The sequence below is a fragment of the Clostridium sp. 16K-1-R1 genome (assembly GCF_023921145.1).
Classification (GTDB): Bacteria; Bacillota; Clostridia; order Clostridiales; family Clostridiaceae; genus Sarcina; species Sarcina perfringens.
Window position 1 is genome coordinate 736,749 of sequence record NZ_CP046515.1, and the last position, 18,660, is coordinate 755,408.

Annotated in this window: 12 protein-coding genes; 9 read left to right on the forward strand and 3 right to left on the reverse strand. The window is 27.6% G+C overall.

Annotation, left to right across the window (positions count from 1 at the left end; genetic code table 11):
* The first annotated feature begins 17 nt into the window (after positions 1–17).
* The 6 genes from GOM42_RS03205 to GOM42_RS03230 all read left to right on the forward strand — a co-directional run bounded on the left by GOM42_RS03205 (position 18) and on the right by GOM42_RS03230 (position 8,973).
* Positions 18–2,138 carry a UvrD-helicase domain-containing protein gene (locus GOM42_RS03205; protein WP_078233380.1) on the forward strand — a complete coding sequence of 707 codons (2,121 nt, stop codon included), beginning with the start codon at positions 18–20 and terminating at the stop codon, positions 2,136–2,138.
* A 455-nt stretch (positions 2,139–2,593) separates the two neighbouring features.
* The gene (locus tag GOM42_RS03210) at positions 2,594–3,430 is read left to right on the forward strand and encodes an ABC transporter substrate-binding protein (protein ID WP_078233381.1); all 837 of its coding nucleotides are present in this window, start codon (positions 2,594–2,596) and stop codon (positions 3,428–3,430) included.
* Between the two features lie 30 nt (positions 3,431–3,460).
* Entirely contained in the window at positions 3,461–4,132 is a 672-nt protein-coding gene (locus tag GOM42_RS03215; RefSeq protein ID WP_003476881.1) for an amino acid ABC transporter permease, read from the forward strand.
* Positions 4,129–4,851 carry an amino acid ABC transporter ATP-binding protein gene (locus GOM42_RS03220; protein ID WP_078233382.1) on the forward strand — a complete coding sequence of 241 codons (723 nt, stop codon included), beginning with the start codon at positions 4,129–4,131 and terminating at the stop codon, positions 4,849–4,851. Before GOM42_RS03215 ends, GOM42_RS03220 begins: the two co-directional genes overlap by 4 nt.
* Before the next feature lie 217 nt (positions 4,852–5,068).
* Positions 5,069–6,877, forward strand: a complete 1,809-nt coding sequence (locus tag GOM42_RS03225; protein WP_078233383.1) for an LTA synthase family protein — start codon at positions 5,069–5,071, stop codon at positions 6,875–6,877.
* A 251-nt stretch (positions 6,878–7,128) separates the two neighbouring features.
* Positions 7,129–8,973, forward strand: a complete 1,845-nt coding sequence (locus GOM42_RS03230; RefSeq protein WP_078233384.1) for an LTA synthase family protein — start codon at positions 7,129–7,131, stop codon at positions 8,971–8,973.
* 99 nt (positions 8,974–9,072) lie between these two features.
* On the opposite strand, the gene GOM42_RS03235 is transcribed toward GOM42_RS03230, so the two are convergent.
* Complete coding sequence (locus GOM42_RS03235; protein ID WP_003469646.1) at positions 9,073–10,254, reverse strand: cation diffusion facilitator family transporter; 1,182 nt, start codon at positions 10,252–10,254, stop codon at positions 9,073–9,075.
* Between the two features lie 242 nt (positions 10,255–10,496).
* Between GOM42_RS03235 and GOM42_RS03240 the strand changes: the two genes are divergently transcribed.
* Together GOM42_RS03240 and GOM42_RS03245 are read left to right on the forward strand one after the other, a co-directional pair.
* Complete coding sequence (locus GOM42_RS03240; RefSeq protein WP_252597695.1) at positions 10,497–12,158, forward strand: SH3 domain-containing protein; 1,662 nt, start codon at positions 10,497–10,499, stop codon at positions 12,156–12,158.
* 141 nt (positions 12,159–12,299) lie between these two features.
* Positions 12,300–13,595: a M18 family aminopeptidase gene (locus GOM42_RS03245; protein ID WP_011590271.1), complete on the forward strand. Its 1,296-nt coding sequence runs from the start codon at positions 12,300–12,302 to the stop codon at positions 13,593–13,595.
* A gap of 92 nt (positions 13,596–13,687) precedes the next feature.
* Here the strand turns inward: GOM42_RS03245 and GOM42_RS03250 are convergent, their stop codons facing one another.
* On the reverse strand, positions 13,688–13,882 hold the full coding sequence (locus tag GOM42_RS03250) for a hypothetical protein (protein ID WP_003448762.1): 195 nt from the start codon (positions 13,880–13,882) through the stop codon (positions 13,688–13,690).
* Between the two features lie 391 nt (positions 13,883–14,273).
* On the opposite strand from GOM42_RS03250, the gene GOM42_RS03255 reads away from it, so the two are divergent.
* Positions 14,274–15,113 carry a Cof-type HAD-IIB family hydrolase gene (locus GOM42_RS03255; protein ID WP_003460189.1) on the forward strand — a complete coding sequence of 280 codons (840 nt, stop codon included), beginning with the start codon at positions 14,274–14,276 and terminating at the stop codon, positions 15,111–15,113.
* A gap of 207 nt (positions 15,114–15,320) precedes the next feature.
* Here the strand turns inward: GOM42_RS03255 and GOM42_RS03260 are convergent, their stop codons facing one another.
* On the reverse strand, positions 15,321–18,650 hold the full coding sequence (locus GOM42_RS03260) for an MMPL family transporter (RefSeq protein WP_011590272.1): 3,330 nt from the start codon (positions 18,648–18,650) through the stop codon (positions 15,321–15,323).
* Between the last annotated feature and the right edge of the window lie 10 nt (positions 18,651–18,660).

The following is an 18,660-nucleotide window of genomic DNA, read 5'->3' on the forward strand; positions in this document are numbered from 1 at the left end:
AAGAAAGGAAGATTCTAATGACTGATAAAAAAGATATAGAATTTTTAGTTGAAGAGAAAAAATTAGAGGAAGTTTCTAATATATTAAATGAAGAAATGCTTTCATATATAAATAAAAGAAAATTTGTAACACAATATATATTAGATTATAGAAAAAATGCAGTTGAAGAATATAAAGATGATGAAGATAAATTAATAGAGTACTTTGACCATGAAAGATATGTAAAAGAACAAGCCTTTACTACAATAGATAAAAAATTAAAGGAATTAACAATCTTAAAGGAATCACCTTACTTTGGAAGAGTTACTTTTAATGATTTAGAGTTTGATCAAAAGGATACTTTATATGTTGGTAGATTTGGAGTAACTCCAGAGGGAAGCTATGAGCCTGTAATAGTAGATTGGAGAGCCCCTGTGGCTTCACTTTTTTATCATGGTAGTTTAGGAGAAGCAAGTTATACATCACCAGATGGACCTATAAAATGTGATATAGAAGGTAGAAGACAGATTATAGTTAAAAAAGGAGAATTAAAGGGAGTTTTTGATTCAGCCATAGATGTAAAAGATGATATTTTACAAATGGTTCTAAGTAATAATAGTTCTGATAAGCTTAAAGATGTAATAATGACAATTCAAAAAGAGCAAGATGAAATCATAAGAAAAGAGAGAACTTCTAATATAGTTGTAAATGGAGTAGCAGGTAGTGGTAAAACTACAATAGCTCTTCATAGAGTTGCATACCTTTTATATAACTATAGAAAAGAATTAGAAGATAAAGTTCTTATCTTAGGACCAAATGGTATATTTATGGAGTATATTTCACAAGTATTACCTAGTCTTGGGGAAGTAGGAGTAAAACAGGAGACTTTTGCTAGTTTTGCTTTAAAAGAAATGGATAGTGAATTATACATAATGAGTTTTGATAAGTATTTAGAAAAAATACTTTCAGAGGATAAAGAGTTTATAGAGGATGCTAAATATAAAAATTCATATGAGATAATTAAAGATTTAGATAACTTAGTAAAAGAAATGGATAAGGATTATTTCCATGTTGAAGATGTAAAATACTTTGGTGATTTAGTTATTTCAAAAGAAGAAATAGAAGAAATGTTTAATAAACATTATGAGTATATGCCTTTATTCAGAAGAAGTGAAAAAATTAAAAGAATAATATTATCTAAGATCAAGGATAAGAGAGACGAGAAAGTTTGGGAGCTTAATGAAGAATTAAGAAAAGAAAAGGAAAAATTAACTCCTGAAGAACTTTTAATTGAAGAAAATAACTTAGAATTTAGAAGAAAATTAAGAATAAGAGAAATTGTTAAGGAAGTAATGGATTCAAGAGCTAAGTTAGATAGCTGGATTTCAAGAGAAGATGTTTTAGATATCTATGACAGATTCAATGGAAATAAAAAAGAATATACAATAAATGATTTAGCACCAATATTATACTTAGCAATAAAATTAGAAGGTAAAAAAGCAACAAAAGATTATAGACATGTGGTTATAGATGAAGCTCAAGATTATTCACCACTTCAATTTAAGGTTGTAAGAGAATTAACAGGAACTAAGTATTTTACTGTTGTGGGAGATGTAAATCAAAGACTTATTAAATATTCAGACTTAGCTCCTATGATGGAACTAGGAAAAATATTTGATGATGTAAATCCAGAGATTTATAACCTAAATAAAAGTTATAGAAGTACTTATGAAATAATGGAATATGCAAATAAATATCTTGATGAAGATAGAATAATTCCTATAGTTAGACATGGTAAACCAGTTGAGGAAATTGAATTCCATAATAATGAAGAACTTTCAGAAAGCATTATTGAGTCTTTAAAAGAATTTTCAAATGAAGGCTTAGAAAGTATTGCTATTATAACAAGAGATAAAGAAGAGTTAGAAAAGGTGTATAATCTTATAAGCAATAAAGTGCATTTAGTTAAGTTTGATAACGAAGATGTATTATATAAAGGTGGAAATGTTATAATACCATCTTATTTTGCAAAGGGATTAGAATTTGATGGAGTTATTATTGTAGATAATGGATCATCAAAGGATGAAAATGAAGATCTAATAAAATATATAATGAGTACTAGAGCACTTCATAGATTAAAAGAAATACAATTTAAATAATTTTACTTTTTAAAAGGATTTTATAAAAATAGATTTTAATAAAAGTTACAAACATATTTTGAGAAGTTCTAAACTAGATAGTCTCATTATACTCTTTGTAACTTTTATTATTAAATTTTTATAGAATCCTTTTTAGTTTACTAAAGGAGATTAAGTTTTACTGCTGTATAAAATTTGTTTAACATAAGAATAAAATGTATAAAAACACAAAAGGAGCATCTAGAATCAAATAATAAATTTGAAAATAAAACATATTAAAATTAATTAAATAACTAATGAATATGTTTTCTATATGAGTATATAGTTATAAAATGCTTGTTAAAAATAATTTTATATTAAAAATCAACCTTTGCAATATATTTATATTAAAAAAATATATTGCATTTTTATTCATTAATAATGTATAATTATTCAAGAAGAGAGCAATAAGTGAATAAATATTAGGGGGAATATATATGAAAAAGAATATATTTAAAAAGATATTGTCAGTGGCTATGATTGGAGGATTGACTTTAAGTTTAGCAGGATGTGGGGCAAAAACTGCTAAAGAAAATGGATCTAATGATAAGGTAGCTAAGATAAAAGAAAGTGGAAAATTAGTAGTTGGTCTTAGTGCTGATTATGCACCTTATGAATTCCATATAATTAAAGATGGAAAAGACCAAATCGTTGGGTTGGATATAGACATTGCAAAAGAGGTTGCTAAAAATCTTGGGGTTGATTTAGAAATTAAAGAGATGGAATTTGGGGCTATAATTCAATCTGTTAAAAATGGAATGATCGATATGGGGATTTCAGGAATAACTCCTGATGAAAAAAGAAAAGAAGCAGTAGATTTTTCAGATATTTATTATGAAGCAGAGCAAGGAATATTAATAAATAAAGATAATAAAGAATCTATAAAAGGAATTGGGGATTTAAAAGGAAAAAAAGTTGGGGCTCAAATGGGGTCTATTCAAGCAGAGATAGCTAAAGGAATAGAAGGAGCCGATGTTAAGCTTTTAGATAATGTAAATACTTTAATTTTAGAATTAAAAACTGGTAAGTTAGATGCTGTAATTACTGAACTTCCTGTTGCTAAAATAGCTTCAGAGGTTAATTCTGAGTTAGCTGTTGCAGATGAGGTGATTAAAAACTCAGAGGGTGGTTCAGCCATAGCAATACAAAAAGGAAATAAAGACTTAGTTGATGAAGTCAATTCTACAATTAAAGAGTTAAAAGAAAATGGAAAGATAGATCAATTTACAAATGATGCTATTGAATTAGTTCCATATCAAAAGAAAGAAGAATAAAATGAATTTTAATAATTAGGGGGCAATACTATGGGGGGATTAGACTTCAGTTTTTTAAAAGAGTATTTTCCAGTGTTTTTGGAAGGTGCTAAATGGACATTAATAATTTCAGCAATAACAGTTATTTTGGGAGCTTTATTAGGAACAATTTTATGCTTTATGAAACGTTCCAAATTTTCAATATTTAAAGTTAAAATTTTAAGGGTTATTTCTACTGCTTATGTAGAAGTTATAAGAGGAACACCTCTTTTATTACAAATATATATAGTTTATTTTGGATTACCTTCCTTTGGAATTCAATTAGAGGTTTTACCTTCATGTATTATTGCTATTTCCTTAAATTCAGCAGCTTATGTTTCAGAAATAATAAGAGCTGGTATAGATGCTGTTGATAAGGGACAATTAGAAGCCGCTAGAAGTTTAGGTATGACAGAAGGAATGGCTATGAGACTTATAATACTTCCTCAAGCTATAAAAAACATACTCCCTGCTATAGGAAATGAGTTTGTTGCCATAATAAAGGAATCATCTATGGCATCTACAATTGGAGTAGCAGAACTTATGTATTCATCAAAAATAGTTACAGGGGCTACTTATAAAGGTTTTGAACCACTTATTGTTATAGCAATGTTTTATTTTGTTATGACCTTTAGTTTAGGAAGAGTTATGTCTTATGTAGAAAAGAGGTTGAGTAAATCATGATAAATGTTAGAAATTTATATAAAAGTTTTGGTAAAAATGAGGTTTTAAAAGATATAAATGAAACAATAAAAAAGGGAGAAGTAGTAGTTATAATAGGGCCTTCAGGGTCAGGGAAAAGTACATTTTTAAGATGCTTAAATTTATTAGAGGAACCCACTTCAGGGGTAATTAATTTTGAAGGGGAAGATATAACAGATAAAAATGTTGATATAAATAAAATAAGAGAAAAGATGGGAATGGTTTTTCAACAATTTAATCTTTTCCCACATAAAACAGTTATGGAGAATTTAACAATAGGACCAACAAAAATAAAAAATATTTCTAATGGTGAAGCTATAAAAAAAGGAAGTGAATTATTAGAAAAGGTAGGTCTTTTAGATAAAAAGAATGTTTATCCAAATTCCCTTTCAGGAGGAGAAAAACAGAGAATAGCTATAGCAAGAGCTTTAGCTATGGAACCAGATGTTATGCTTTTTGATGAGCCAACATCTGCTTTGGACCCTGAAATGGTAGGAGAAGTTTTAGGAGTTATGAAGTCTTTAGCTAAAGATGGAATGACCATGGTTGTAGTAACCCATGAAATGGGCTTTGCAAAGGAAGTTGGAGATAGAATATTATTTATGGATGAAGGAAGAATAATTGAAGAAGGTACTCCAGAGGAGATATTTCAAAATCCTAAAAATTCAAGAACTAAGGATTTTCTATCAAAAGTTTTATAAATGCCTTTAAGAGGTTAAATCTTAATAGATTTAATCTTTTAAATAAATTAATTAGTACAAAAAGAGGATGTAAAGACAAAAATCTTTATATCCTCTTTTGTATTTTAAAATAAAAATTGATTATTGAATAAATATTAATTATTTTTTAATGAAAATTTTACTGTAAATGTTATAATATTTAAGTAAATATTATATAAAAAGATAGTGAGGAAATTTTATGAAGGAAAAAGTAAAAAGCTTTTTTAAGTGTAACTGGGTTTTTATTTTCTTAGTGATAACACTTCAAATAAAATCAATGTTACTTTTATCTATGCTTAGAACCCCAGGGTCTAGAGGAATTAATTTTGACTTAATGTATTTTACTCCCCCTGCTTGGTGGGCTCATATAGCAATAGTTACGCTAATAGCGAGTTTTGTTTATCTATTTAAAGGTAAAGGAAGAATGTGGGCCGGTATAGTTATTGATATTCTAGTAACAATTTTATTTGTGGCTGATATTTGGTATTACAGAGTAAATGGAACTTTTTTATCAATAAGACATATAATTGAGCCAGGAATATTTAATCCTGTAGGAAAGAGCTTATTTAATTTAGCTAAAGTAGATGTAGTGTTCATAGTTGATTTTATAATATTATTTTTAGTTTATAACTTTACAGGTTTAAAAAATGTTAAATATAAAAATAATATAAAAACTAGATTAATTGCATTTATATGCCTTTTTGGAATAAGTGCAACAGTAATAGGGGTATCACACTACTATATAGATATTCAAAGAAAATCAGATAAAAGTTTTTTAAGAATATCATGGGCGCCTTTTCAAACAATTAGTGATTCAAGTCCATTAGGATATCATGGATATGATATTTATTATTATGCTAACAGAAAAGAAACTTTAACTGATGCTCAAAAAAATGAAATTAAAGCTTGGTTTGATGAAAACAAAGAAGATTTACCAGATAACAAGTATAAAGGTATGCTTCAAGGAAAAAATGTTATAGCCTTGCAGGTTGAGTCTCTTGAAAACTTTGTTATAGGTAAAAAAGTTTATGGTCAAGAGATTACTCCAAACATAAATAAACTTTTAAAGAATAGTTTATATTTTGATAATATAAAAGAACAAAACAATTCAGGAACAAGTTCAGATTGCGATATAATGGTTAATACATCAATACTTCCTGTTAGAGAAGGAACTACAGTATTTGGTTATCCATGGGCTGAATATAATACTTTACAGAAAATATTAAAGAGTAAGGGATATTCAACAGTTTCAACACATCCAGAGGTTCCTGGAAATTGGAACTGGGCAGAGGTTCATAAGGCGTTTAAAGCTGATGAAATATGGGACGCTCATCAGTTTGATCAAAGTGAAATCATAGGACTTGGAATGTCAGATGAATCTTATTTAAGACAGGTTGGAGAAAGATTAAAGAGTCAAAAACAACCTTTCTATACATTCTTAGTAACATTAACAAGTCATGGACCATTTGATATGCCTAAGGATAAACAATATTTAAATTTACCAGAAGATTTAAATGAAAATATGTTAGGTGCATATTTCCAAAGTGTTAGATATACAGATGAAGCTATTGGAGAATTTATAAATCAATTAAAAGAAGAAGGTCTTTTAGACAATACTGTAATAATGATTTATGGAGATCATGGTGGAGTTCATAAATTCTACGAAGATAAAATAAAAGATGCTCCTTTAGAGGGAGATTGGTGGAAAGATGATGAAAAGGAAATACCTTTCTTAATATACAATCCAAGTATTAATGGAGAGACTATATCAAAAGAAGGTGGTCAAATAGATTTCTTACCAACTATAGCATACCTTTTAGGATTTAATAGAGATACTTTTGATAGTACAGCAATGGGAAGAGTATTAGTAAATACTAATAGAAATGCAAGCATATTAAACAATGGAGAAATAGTTGGAAATCCAACACCTGAAGAAAAAGCTCATTTAGAGAAATCATTTAATATTGCAGATATGATTATACAAGGAAATTATTTTAAAAATAATTAATTAAATTTAAAGCTATTAGCTATATTTTTATTAGGATTTAGCTAGTAGCTTTACATATGTTTTATTAGTTTTAATATTAGGAGGGTAAGTTATTAAAAAGGTAACAATTATTTTGATTTAATTAAAATATTTAATATCTTCTTTCTATTAAAATGTAAAAAGTTTACTTGGTAATAGATTCAAAAAATGCAATAATAATAGAGTGATAACTAAATATTTATTTACTAATTATATTAGAAAGGAGAAGATTTATGGCTAAAAGTAATGGACTTTTAAGTAAAATAGGTGGATTCTTTAAAAAGTTTCCTTTAGAAATTTTATTTTATATTTTACTTGTATTTAAGATAACTGTTTTTTGTACAATGCTAAAAAGCAATAGTGGAATGGAGCTGAATTTAGGATTTGTATATGGATTAATAGATTATAAGATAATATATCTTTTATTCCCATTAATATTCATAAGTTTTGGGTTTTTATTTAAAAGATGGGGAAAGTTTATTTATCTATATATTGTAGACTTAGGAATTTCAGCACTTTTAATTTTTGATTTACTTTATTACAGACTGTATGGAACTTTTCCATCAATAAAGTTTTTAATTTATCCAGATTTATTTAATCCTTTAAATAAGGATCTTATATTCTTTAGAAGTAGGATGCTATTATTTATAATAGATTTAGTATTACTACCTATACTTTACATATTATTTAGAAAGTACACTAAGGATTGGTATTTTGGAAAGGTAAAATATAGAGTTATAGCATTTTTATTAACATTCTTAATACCAAGTGGATGTGTTTTAGGAAAATACTATTTATATGATGTTAAGGATATAACTAATGGAGAAAAAGGATTTTTAAGAGTTGCTTGGACACCAACTAGTGGAATTTTCAGAGCTACTCCTTTAGGATATCATTTCTTTGATATTTATAAGACCTTAGTTCTTGATAAGGATATAAAATTAAGCAATGAAGAAAAACAAGAAGTTAAAAATTGGCTTGATGCAAATTATGAAAACTTACCAGACAATCAATATAAAGGGGAATTAAAAGGCAAAAACTTAGTTGTGTTACAAATTGAATCTTTAGAAGATTTTGTTATAAATAAAAAAATTGATGGACAGGAGATAACTCCTACATTAAATTCAATACTAAAGAATTCATATTATTTCCCTAATATTTATGAAGAAAACTTAACTGGATTTAGTTCAGATGCAGATTTAATGGTTAATACAGGTATGTTACCAATAACTAATACTGCTACATCTTTTGCTTATCCAAGTAGAACTTTAACAACATTGCCATCTATATTAGAAAAGAATGGTTATACTACAGTTTCAGCTCATCCAGAAGTAGCTGGAAGTTGGAATTGGGGAGAAGTACACCACAGTTTATTAAAATTCCAAAATTCATATACATTATATGACTTTAATGAAGATGAAATAATTGGATTAGGAATTTCAGATAAGAGTTACTTAACTCAATTAGCTACTAAGGCTGGGGATTTAAAACAACCATTCTATCTATTTACTGTTACTTTAACGAATCATGGTCCTTTTGAGATTGATGATGCACATACAACAATAAAAATACCTAGTGAAATAGAAGGAACTCTTATAGGACAATACTTTAAAACAGTAAGATATACAGATGAAGCTATTAAAATGTTTATGGACAAGCTAAAAGAAGAAGGAAGATTTGATGATACTGTATTTGTTATATATGGTGATCATGCTGGTCCAAATAAATATTATAAAGAGCAATTAAAAGATGTTAATTTTGACGGTAACTATTGGAAGATTAATGAGAAAAAAGTACCACTTATAATCTATAATCCATCAATACAAGGAAAAACAATAGAAACTAAAGGTGGACTTATAGATGTTATGCCAACAGTTTCATATCTTTTAGGGATTAATGATGGCGGCTTAAGAAATGTAATAGGAAGAAATCTTTTAAATACAAATAGAAATATAGTAGCATTGCCAGAGGGTGAAGTAGCAGGAGAAGCTAAATCTCAAGATGAATTAAACCATGTTAAAAAATCTTATGATATATCAACTAAGATAATAAGATCAGATTATTTTAAAAATAATTAATAAGAAGGGGACTTAAAAATAAGTTTTAAATATTTTTAATATAAGTTCTCAAGTTTGTATAAAAAAAGTAGCTATGAAAATTCATAGCTACTTTCTTTTTTAACAAGTAAAATCTTTATCAATAGTTATTATGCAGTTATATTGAGGGTGAGTTTCTTTAACAGCTTTTATAATTTCTTCTTTAAGCTCACTTTCAGACATAACTTTTCTTAGTTTTTCTGGGTTAACAACAATATCGAATATAAGATTTTTCTTGTTACCGTGGCCAATAATCCTAAAATCATGCATTGATTCTATTAGTGGATTATATTTGATTATTTTGTCTATTTCTTCTTTAGCTTGTTTTATTTCATCATCTTCTAAACAAATAGGGTCCATATGGATTACTAGATAAATCTTTAGTTTTTTAGAAATTTCTCTTTCAGCCATATCTATGATATCGTGTATTTTCATAACATTTATGTCAGAAGGTATTTCTGCATGAATTGAAGCCATACACTTACCTACACCATAGTTATGAATTATAAGATCATGAACTCCTATTATATGATCATATGATAAAACCATTTCTCTAATATTTTTAGCAAGCTCTGGATCAGGTGCTTCTCCTAAAAGTGGATTTATAGTCTCTTTTACTAAAGTAAATCCAGCATATAGAATAGCTAAGGAAACAATAACACCTATATATCCATCAATAGGAAAAGTAGTAAATTTTGCAGCTAAAAATGATATAACAACACATGTTGAAGTAAATACATCCCCTAAAGCATCAACTGAAGCAGCCTTAAGAGCTGAAGAATTTATTCTGTTACCTGTTAATTTATTAAATCTACTTAACCAAAATTTAAAGAATATTGATACTACAAGTAGAATAAAAGGAATTACTTCAAAGGTTACAGGTGTTGGATTAAGAATTCTTTCAATTGATGACTTGGTGAATTGAAAACCTACTAACATTACCATGAATGCTACGATTAGAGCTGAAATATATTCAATTCTACCATGTCCAAATGGATGCTCTTTATCTGCTGGCATTTTAGCTAATTTAAAACCTATCATGGTTATTACAGAAGATCCAGCATCAGATAAGTTATTAAAGGCGTCTGCTGTTATAGCTATACTTGCTGAAATTAATCCTACAGAAAATTTTATTAAGAATAAAATTATATTAACAATTATTCCAACTATACTAGCTAAGTACCCATAAGAACTTCTAACACTTTCATTTTCTGTGTTTTTGTAATCCTTAATGAAGGTTTTTATTATAAGATTTGAAAACATATTAATCATCTCTCCATTTTTATTAAGTTTTAAATTAAGTTTATATTAAATTAAAAAATAATTATTATAGTTGATTTAAAAAAATAAAACCTAGAAGTTATATAAATTTATTCAACTAAATCTCATTATATTATATCATAATATTTTATATTGAAAAATATTGAAATAGAATATAAAATAATAAGCAAATTGGGGAATTTTTAATATAGGGAAATTATGAAATATAGGAGAGAAAAAGACATATGAATAGAAGAAAAATAAGTGCTTTATTACTGTCGTGTACTTTAGCTATGAATATTTCAAGCTTTAATGAAATTGTTCTAGCAGATGAAAATAAGGGAGAAGAAGTTCAAAAGGAAAGTCATAATGAAAGTAATTGTATAGCTGGGGATTACCATGAAGTTAATAATGGAAATGCAAAAAATACAGAGAACACACCTGTTATAAATGGAATAAAAGTAAACAAACAATTGATAGATATAAATTACTCTCAAGGAATTACTATAAATCCAAAATATATAGTTATACATGATACTGATAATAGACAAGCTGGTGCTAATGCTATGGCTAATAGAAATTACTTTGCAAATCATCCAAATGCTAAAGCATCAGTACATTATATAATTGATGAAGGCAATATTATTCAAGCTTTAGAAGATACTTGGAAGGGGTGGCATGTTGGAGATGGTAATAATCCAAATATAAATAATTCTACAACTATTGCTATAGAACTATGTGTTAATAAAGGAAATGATTTTGATAAAACTTTAGAAAATGGAATTGAATTAACAAAATATCTAATGAATAAATACAACATACCAGCAGAAAACGTTGTTATGCATAGAGATGCAAGTGGAAAAACATGTTCAAGGATGATGATTGAAGATAGACCAAGTTTATGGCCTTATTTTAAAGATAGAATTTCTGGTGGAGATGGAAGCTTAGAAGATGACGGGTTAAAGCCTAAAATGCAGGGAAAAGTTACTAATGCTTCTGTTCTTAATGTGAGAGAGAGTCCAAGTACTTCAGGAAGAATAGTACATAAATTAAATAGAAATCAAGTGGTAGGAATATATGAAGAGTTAAATGGATGGTACAAAATTGACTATATAGATGGAGTTAAAAAGAAGTATGGATATGTAAGTAAGGATTATATATCAATAATTAATGAAAATCCTGAGGACGAAGAAACTAATGGGGATATTGAAATAGAAAAACCATCTGTATCAGTAAATAAGAAAGGGATAGTAAAAGTAAATAGTGCCTTAAATATGAGAAGCGGCCCAGGAAGCAATTACGGAGTAATAGGAACTTTACGTAATAATGATGAATTAGAAATCATCAAGGAAGTAGATGGATGGTATGAAATAAAGTTTAATGGAAAAAGTGGATATGTATCAAGCCAATACATAAAAGTAGTAGATAACGAGTCAAATGAAGAGAAACCAGTAGAGCCAGAAAAACCATCTGTATCAGTAAATAAACAAGGGGTAGTAAAGGTAAATAGTGCTTTAAATATGAGAAGCGGTCCAGGAAGTAATTACGGAGTAATAGGAACTTTACGTAATAATGATAAGGTAGAGATAATTAAAGAAGTAGATGGATGGTATGAAATAAGATTTAACGGTAAGGTTGGATATGCTTCAAAGTCATATATAACTATAGTCAATGAAGGATCTAATAATGGAACTGATAGTGTAATTAAAGAAGGAACTGTATATGGGGTAAGTACAAATCTAAATGTTAGAACTGGTCCAGGAACTTCATATCAAGTTATTGGATACTTATTATCAGGAGATAAAGTTAAAATTTTAGAAGAGGAAAATGGTTGGTATAAGGTTCAATTTAATGCTAGTACAGGTACTAAGAATGGATATGTAAGTAAAGATTACATTAAGGTTTAATTAGTTGTGAATATATTTAAATAGTGTAAATTTTTGAATAAAGGAAGTGCTTTTTGGATAACTTTAAGATTTTGTTAATTATGGATTTTGTGGTAAAGTATAATTAAAAGTATCTATTTTATACAGAAAGGTGAGATACATATGGAAAAAGTTATTGCAAATGAATTAATTAATTTTTTATATGAAAGTCCAACAGCTTTTCATGCAGTAAAGAATGTTAAGGACACTTTAGAATTTGAAGGCTTTAAAGAATTAAAAGAGGCTGATAGATGGAATCTAGAAGTGGAAGGAAAGTATTTTGTAAGTAAAAATGATTCAGCTTTAATTGCTTTTAGAGTTGGTAAAGGTGATATTGCTGAAAATGGATTTAAAATAATTGGTGCTCATACTGATTCACCAGGATTTAGAATAAAACCAAATCCAGAGATTACAGTTGAAAATACTTATGTAAAATTAAATACAGAAGTTTACGGAGGACCAATACTAAATACTTGGTTTGATAGACCACTAGCTTTAGCTGGAAGAGTATCATTAGTAAGTAAAAATCCATTAAAACCAGTAAATAAGATAGTTAATATAAATAGACCTATACTTATAATTCCAAACTTAGCTATTCATATGAATAGAGAAGTTAATGAGGGATATAAAATAAATAGACAAAAGGATACATTACCTTTATTATCACTTGTTAATGAAACTTTAGAAAAAGGTAATTATTTAGTTGAACTTTTAGCAAAAGAATTATATTGTGAAAAAGAGGATATTCTTGATTTTGAATTATATCCATATGAATATGAAAAAGGTTGCTTAATGGGATTAAATGAAGAGTTTATATCTTCAGGAAGATTAGATGATTTATCAATGGTTCATGCAGGTATTAAAGCATTAATGGATGCTGAGGTATCACAAGCTACTAATGTAATGGTATGTTTTGATAATGAAGAGGTTGGAAGTGCTACTAAACAAGGTGGAGATTCAGATTTCTTAAAAACAATATTAGAAAGAATAGTCCTAGCTTTAGGTAAAGATAGAGAGGATTTCTTAAGATCATTATCAGAATCATTTATGATTTCAGCAGATTTAGCTCATGCTGTTCATCCAAATTTAGGAGAAAAACACGATCCTGTAGTTAGACCTGTTTTAGGAAAAGGACCTGTAATAAAAATAGCAGCATCACAAAGCTATACAAGTGATAGTGATTCATCAGCTGTTTATGAAATGATATGTAGAAATGCAGGAGTTAATGTTCAAAAGTTTGTTAATAGATCAGATATGAGAGGTGGTTCAACTATAGGACCAATATCATCAACTCATTTACCAATAAGATCAGTTGACATGGGAACTCCAATATTAGCAATGCATTCAATAAGAGAGTTTGGTGCTGTTAAAGATCATTTTGATTGTATAAAGTCATTCACTGAATTCTTTAGAATTTAGTCTATTAATAATTTTCAATATATTTAGTTAATATAATTTTTATTAATTATAACAAAAGTGGGATGTAGAAATTTACATCCCATTTTTTATATTTAAATATCATCGTCGTCTAGCATATCGCCTTCTATATAGTCAAATTCACTATAGGATATATTGTTGCAAACTATGTCATCTTCTAATGGGTTTGGCAATTTAGTGTAAGTTTTACCAGTTTTAGAATAAGAAACTAAATCATGTTTTTCTGGACTATAAAAGTCTCTATCTCTTGGAGGATATTTTTTACTCATATTTATTTCCCCTTTCAAATTTTAATTTTGAGTTTTGTTTTAGATTAATGATTTAATTTAAATTAGATAAATTAAAGTTACATTAATAAAAACAAATTATTAATATAGCCATAAATTAGAGTTTTAATCTCTAAATTTTTAGCTTAAATTTATTTTTCCCAAAATAAATTTAGTTATTAAGTTAAAATTAGATTTTGCTTGGTAATTAGTATAGTTTTAGGAAACCTATGTGTTATTTTGTTAAAACTATTATTAATAAGTTTTAAGTAGCTTATATTTATCTAAAGTGGAATTAATAAAGTTGAAAAAAGAAATACTATACTTTAGGATGGTATAATAAGAAGAAAAAATAGATAATAGACAGTTGGAAGTTTGGAGGGAGAATTTAATTATGTCATATAAATTAATATGTATAGATATGGATGGAACATTATTAAATAATAAACATGAAATTAGTGAAAGAAATAAAGAGGCTATAAAAAAAGCTACAGAGAGAGGCGTAAAGGTAGCTGTAACAACAGGTAGATTATTTGCATCAGCTAAATATTATGCAGGACTTTTAGGAGTTAAAACACCTATAATATCATGTAATGGTGCTTTTATAAGAGAAAAGGATGAAGATAAAGTAATATATGAATCTGTTTTAAATGAGGATCAACTAGATAGAATATATGATGTCATAAAAAAATATGATATTAATATGGCCTATTTTAATACACCAAACACTGTAATCTCTGAAAAGATTGTTCCAGAAGAGCATGGCTATAAGGTTATGAATAAAATGATGGGAGAATCAAAGGAAAAGGTAATGTTTTCAGAAGGAATAGATTTTAAAGAAGCTTTTAAAACTTATGGGAAACATATACTTAAGGCTATTTGTATAGAAAATGATAGTAATAAGCTTGAAGATTTATTTAAGGCAAAAGAAGAATTGAAAAAATATGAAGATTTAGAAGTTGTAAGTTCTTCACCAAGTAACTTTGAAGTAATGAATAAAGGTACTTCAAAAGGACGTGCAGTAAAAGTTTTAGCTGATATATTAAATATAAACAGAGAAGAGATTATGTGTTTAGGAGATAGTGAAAATGATCTTAGTATGATAGAGTTTGCAGGTCTTGGAGTAGCTATGGGAAATGCAGAAGAGTTTTTAAAAGAAAAAGCTGATTACATAACAGATACAAATGAAAATGATGGAGTAGCTAAAGCTATAGAAAAGTTTGTATTAGATTAATTTAACCATATTTTTTATAATATAGAAGATATTAATTTTATACAAGATTAAATGAAAAGGTAAGTTTTTTTATTTAGTATTTTAAAAATATTTTCTTAAATAAAGAGAGACTAAAATCGTAAAATTTAGGATTTTAGTCTCTTTATTTTCATAAAAATTTATTTTGCAAAGTAGAAGCTTTCTATAAATTTCTCTATATTATTTATTTTATTCCTTGGTTGTAGTTGTTTTGGATTCTTTTTTTGTTATGGTAGAAGAACCATTTTTAGTTGTAGTGGTAGTTGTGGTAGTAGTTGTGACCACTGTTGTAACAATAGTAGTGGAATCATCTAAAGCTTTATCTTCTTTTGATAAGGCTGGTTTAAATGGCCACCAATTTGCCCTTCCAAATATTTTTACCATTGCTGGAATAAATAGAGGAAGAACAAAGACAACATATAAAAGTATGCCTGTTAGAACCACCATGGAAATTTCAATTAAGGATAATACTCCAGATGGAAGTAAGGCTGCAAAGGTACCACTAAGGATTATTACGGCAGATATTATTACTCCACCCATACTTTTCATTGTTCTTATTATACGTTCTTTTATAGAACCATTAAGATCTTGGTTAAATCTTGTCATTATAAATATTGAATAATCTATACCTAAAGCCATTAAAACTACAAAGCCAAAGAATGATGTTATCCATGATATACCTGGATAGCCCATAATTTTAGTGACAACAAATTGTATTACGCTTATTGAAGTAAAATAAGTTAGTAATAAAGAAATCATTAAGTAAATTGGCATTGTTAAAGATCTCAATATAATAATTAAGGTAATAAATACTCCAACTATTACAAATATTAAAGCTTTATCATAATCAGAATCAGCCATTCTCTTAGTTTCGTATGTTGTACTAGCCATTCCACCAATACCTATATTAGCATTTTCTAACTTAGTTCCTTTAACTCCATCTTGAACAAGAGACTTAAGATTAGGAATTTCATTAACTGCTTCATTAGAATAAGGATTCTTTGTAGTAATTACATTTATTACTGCTAATTTACCATCTGAACTCATATATTGATTTAGGGATTTTTTAAATTCATCATTACTAAATACCTCAATTGGAACACAAATTCCTGAAAGATTATAAGATAGATTTGACCAATCATTTATAAATCCGTTAGCATACTTAAGTCCATTTTGAATTTCAGTTAGTCCATTAGAACCAGCCTCAAGTCCATTAGATAATTCATTTATTTGGCCAGAAAATTCTTTGAAACCATCTTGGATTTTAGATTGACCATTAGCTATTTGGTTTAAGGCATTTGAAATTTCAGGAACTTTAGATGAAATTTCTTCTCCCCCTGCTAAGGATTTGCCAAGACCACTATCTAAAGCCTTTAATCCATTTTCAATTTCAGAAATTCCAGAATTAAATTTATCTAAATCATTTATTACAGTATCCTTTTTGCTATTTAAAGTATTTATTAGAACTTTTAATGCGCCTATGCTTTCGTTAATTGCTTTAATCTCTGGAGTATTATTAAAAGTTCCTTGTAAATTATTAGAGTTATTATTTAAATTATTAATATCATCAGAGAATTTTTTGAAATTTTCATCATTTAAAACCTCTGGATGTGACTTTGAATATTCACTTAAATGAGAATTTAATGATGAAAGAGATTCTTTAAGTTTACTAGTATCTACATTAACTGAATTTGGATTACCTGTTAAGGAACCAATTTTGTTTAAATTATCAAGAACATCATTAGCAGAATTAACTATGGCACTATAATCTTCTTCAAGTTGAGATTTACTTAGTTTTAAAGAATTAACTTTATTTAAAGCTCCATCTATGGAATCTTTTAACTCTGTAGCTCCATTATGTTCCTCACGAATACTTTCCACAAGTTTATTAAGAGCACTTTGGAGTTCAGAAACTCCAGTTTCAGTTTTTTTAGTACCTTCTTGAAGCTTAGCTGTACCTTCTTCAGCCCCCTTTAACTTGCTCTTTGATGAATCTATCTTTTTACTAGCATCACTTAATCCGTCATTTATTTTGTTTAATCCATTATTTGCTTTATCTATACCTTGTGAAACTTGACCAGCTTGGTCATTTACATAAATTTCATCAAGACGAACTCCTGTTGGTCTAGTAACACTTAATACTGATTTTATATCATTACTAGAGTTTTGTAGATTATTAGAAAGTTTTTCTATTAAGGCTACATATTCAGGCTTTCTCATATCATCATCATTTTCTATGTATATTGAAACAGGAGATGCTTGTCCTATACCAAAGTCATCTGCTATTATATTAAATCCTTCCTTAGCAGAGTAAGTATCCCCAATTTCATTTAAATTGTTAAATGATTGATGAAAGTTATTAAATAAAATAGGAAGTAAAAGTATGGTGAATATAGCTCCAAGTATAGGAATTGGTTTACTAAATGCTTTATTAGCTAACTTAGCCCAAAGTCTATTTTCTTCTGCTTTAAAGGTTCCTTTAACAGGCCAAAAAATATTCTTTCCTAATATAATCATTACTGCTGGGAAAATTGTAAATAAGGCTGCAATTAAAAATAATATACCAATTGCTACAGCTACGGCACTTCTATATAAATTAAATCCAATAAAATTTAAGGATGCAAAAACAACAAACACTGGAGTAGCACTAGATAAAACTGTTTTACCAGCAGTTTTAAAGGTTATTTTTACAGAATCAAGTCTATTATTTCCATTAGCTAATTCCTCTTTAAATCTATTAAGTAGCAAAATAGAGTAATCAGTTCCAATACCGAACATTATACAAATCATAAATATTTGAGTGTAGTTTGAAAGAGGAAAATTAAACTTATCTGCTAAAATCCCAACAACAGATTGAGCTCCTAAATAACTTATTCCTACAGTAAGTAAAGGAATAAATGGAGTAACTACTGATTTAAACAATAATATAAGGACTATGAATATAAATATTACAGTTATTGTTTGAGTTTTATTTAGTCCTTTTTGTGCAGCCACATTAACATCATTCTCTATAAGACTTTGTCCTGTAACATAGGTTTCAACCCCTGGAGTTTTTAATTCATCATTTAAAGTTTTTTCTATTGTACTTACAGAGGAATCCTTTGGATTTACTGTCATTAAGGCTATAATAGTTTTACCATTTTCAGAGTTAAGTTGATTTTTTAGCTGAGGAGTATCAAAACTATCATTTATACTTTGAATATAATCACTATTTTCTTTTGATTTCAATCTATCAATAGTATCCTTTATATTTTTTAGATTTTCATCTGTTAATTTATTACTTGAGTGAAAAACAGCTATATAGCTATCTTTGCTATTAAATTTATTATCTGATTGGAGTATGTCTGAAATTTTAGAAGAATAATCATCAGGTAATTGTATTCCTCCTTTTTCACTAACTAGCTTTGATAGGGAAGGGGCAGTTAAAAATAAAAATGCTACAACTGCACACCATATTATTAAAATAAAAAAGCTAAGTGGTTTATTAAGTTTAATCTTTTTAAGTATATTATCTTTCATATATTCCCTT

Bases quoted from the DNA above. Each gene is read 5' to 3' on its own strand.
- GOM42_RS03205 (WP_078233380.1), top strand. From the start codon at position 18: ATGACTGATAAAAAAGATATAGAATTTTTAGTTGAAGAGAAAAAATTA.
- GOM42_RS03210 (WP_078233381.1), top strand. From the start codon at position 2,594: ATGAAAAAGAATATATTTAAAAAGATATTGTCAGTGGCTATGATTGGA.
- GOM42_RS03215 (WP_003476881.1), top strand. From the start codon at position 3,461: ATGGGGGGATTAGACTTCAGTTTTTTAAAAGAGTATTTTCCAGTGTTT.
- GOM42_RS03220 (WP_078233382.1), top strand. From the start codon at position 4,129: ATGATAAATGTTAGAAATTTATATAAAAGTTTTGGTAAAAATGAGGTT.
- GOM42_RS03225 (WP_078233383.1), top strand. From the start codon at position 5,069: ATGAAGGAAAAAGTAAAAAGCTTTTTTAAGTGTAACTGGGTTTTTATT.
- GOM42_RS03230 (WP_078233384.1), top strand. From the start codon at position 7,129: ATGGCTAAAAGTAATGGACTTTTAAGTAAAATAGGTGGATTCTTTAAA.
- GOM42_RS03235 (WP_003469646.1), bottom strand. From the start codon at position 10,254: ATGTTTTCAAATCTTATAATAAAAACCTTCATTAAGGATTACAAAAAC.
- GOM42_RS03240 (WP_252597695.1), top strand. From the start codon at position 10,497: ATGAATAGAAGAAAAATAAGTGCTTTATTACTGTCGTGTACTTTAGCT.
- GOM42_RS03245 (WP_011590271.1), top strand. From the start codon at position 12,300: ATGGAAAAAGTTATTGCAAATGAATTAATTAATTTTTTATATGAAAGT.
- GOM42_RS03250 (WP_003448762.1), bottom strand. From the start codon at position 13,882: ATGAGTAAAAAATATCCTCCAAGAGATAGAGACTTTTATAGTCCAGAA.
- GOM42_RS03255 (WP_003460189.1), top strand. From the start codon at position 14,274: ATGTCATATAAATTAATATGTATAGATATGGATGGAACATTATTAAAT.
- GOM42_RS03260 (WP_011590272.1), bottom strand. From the start codon at position 18,650: ATGAAAGATAATATACTTAAAAAGATTAAACTTAATAAACCACTTAGC.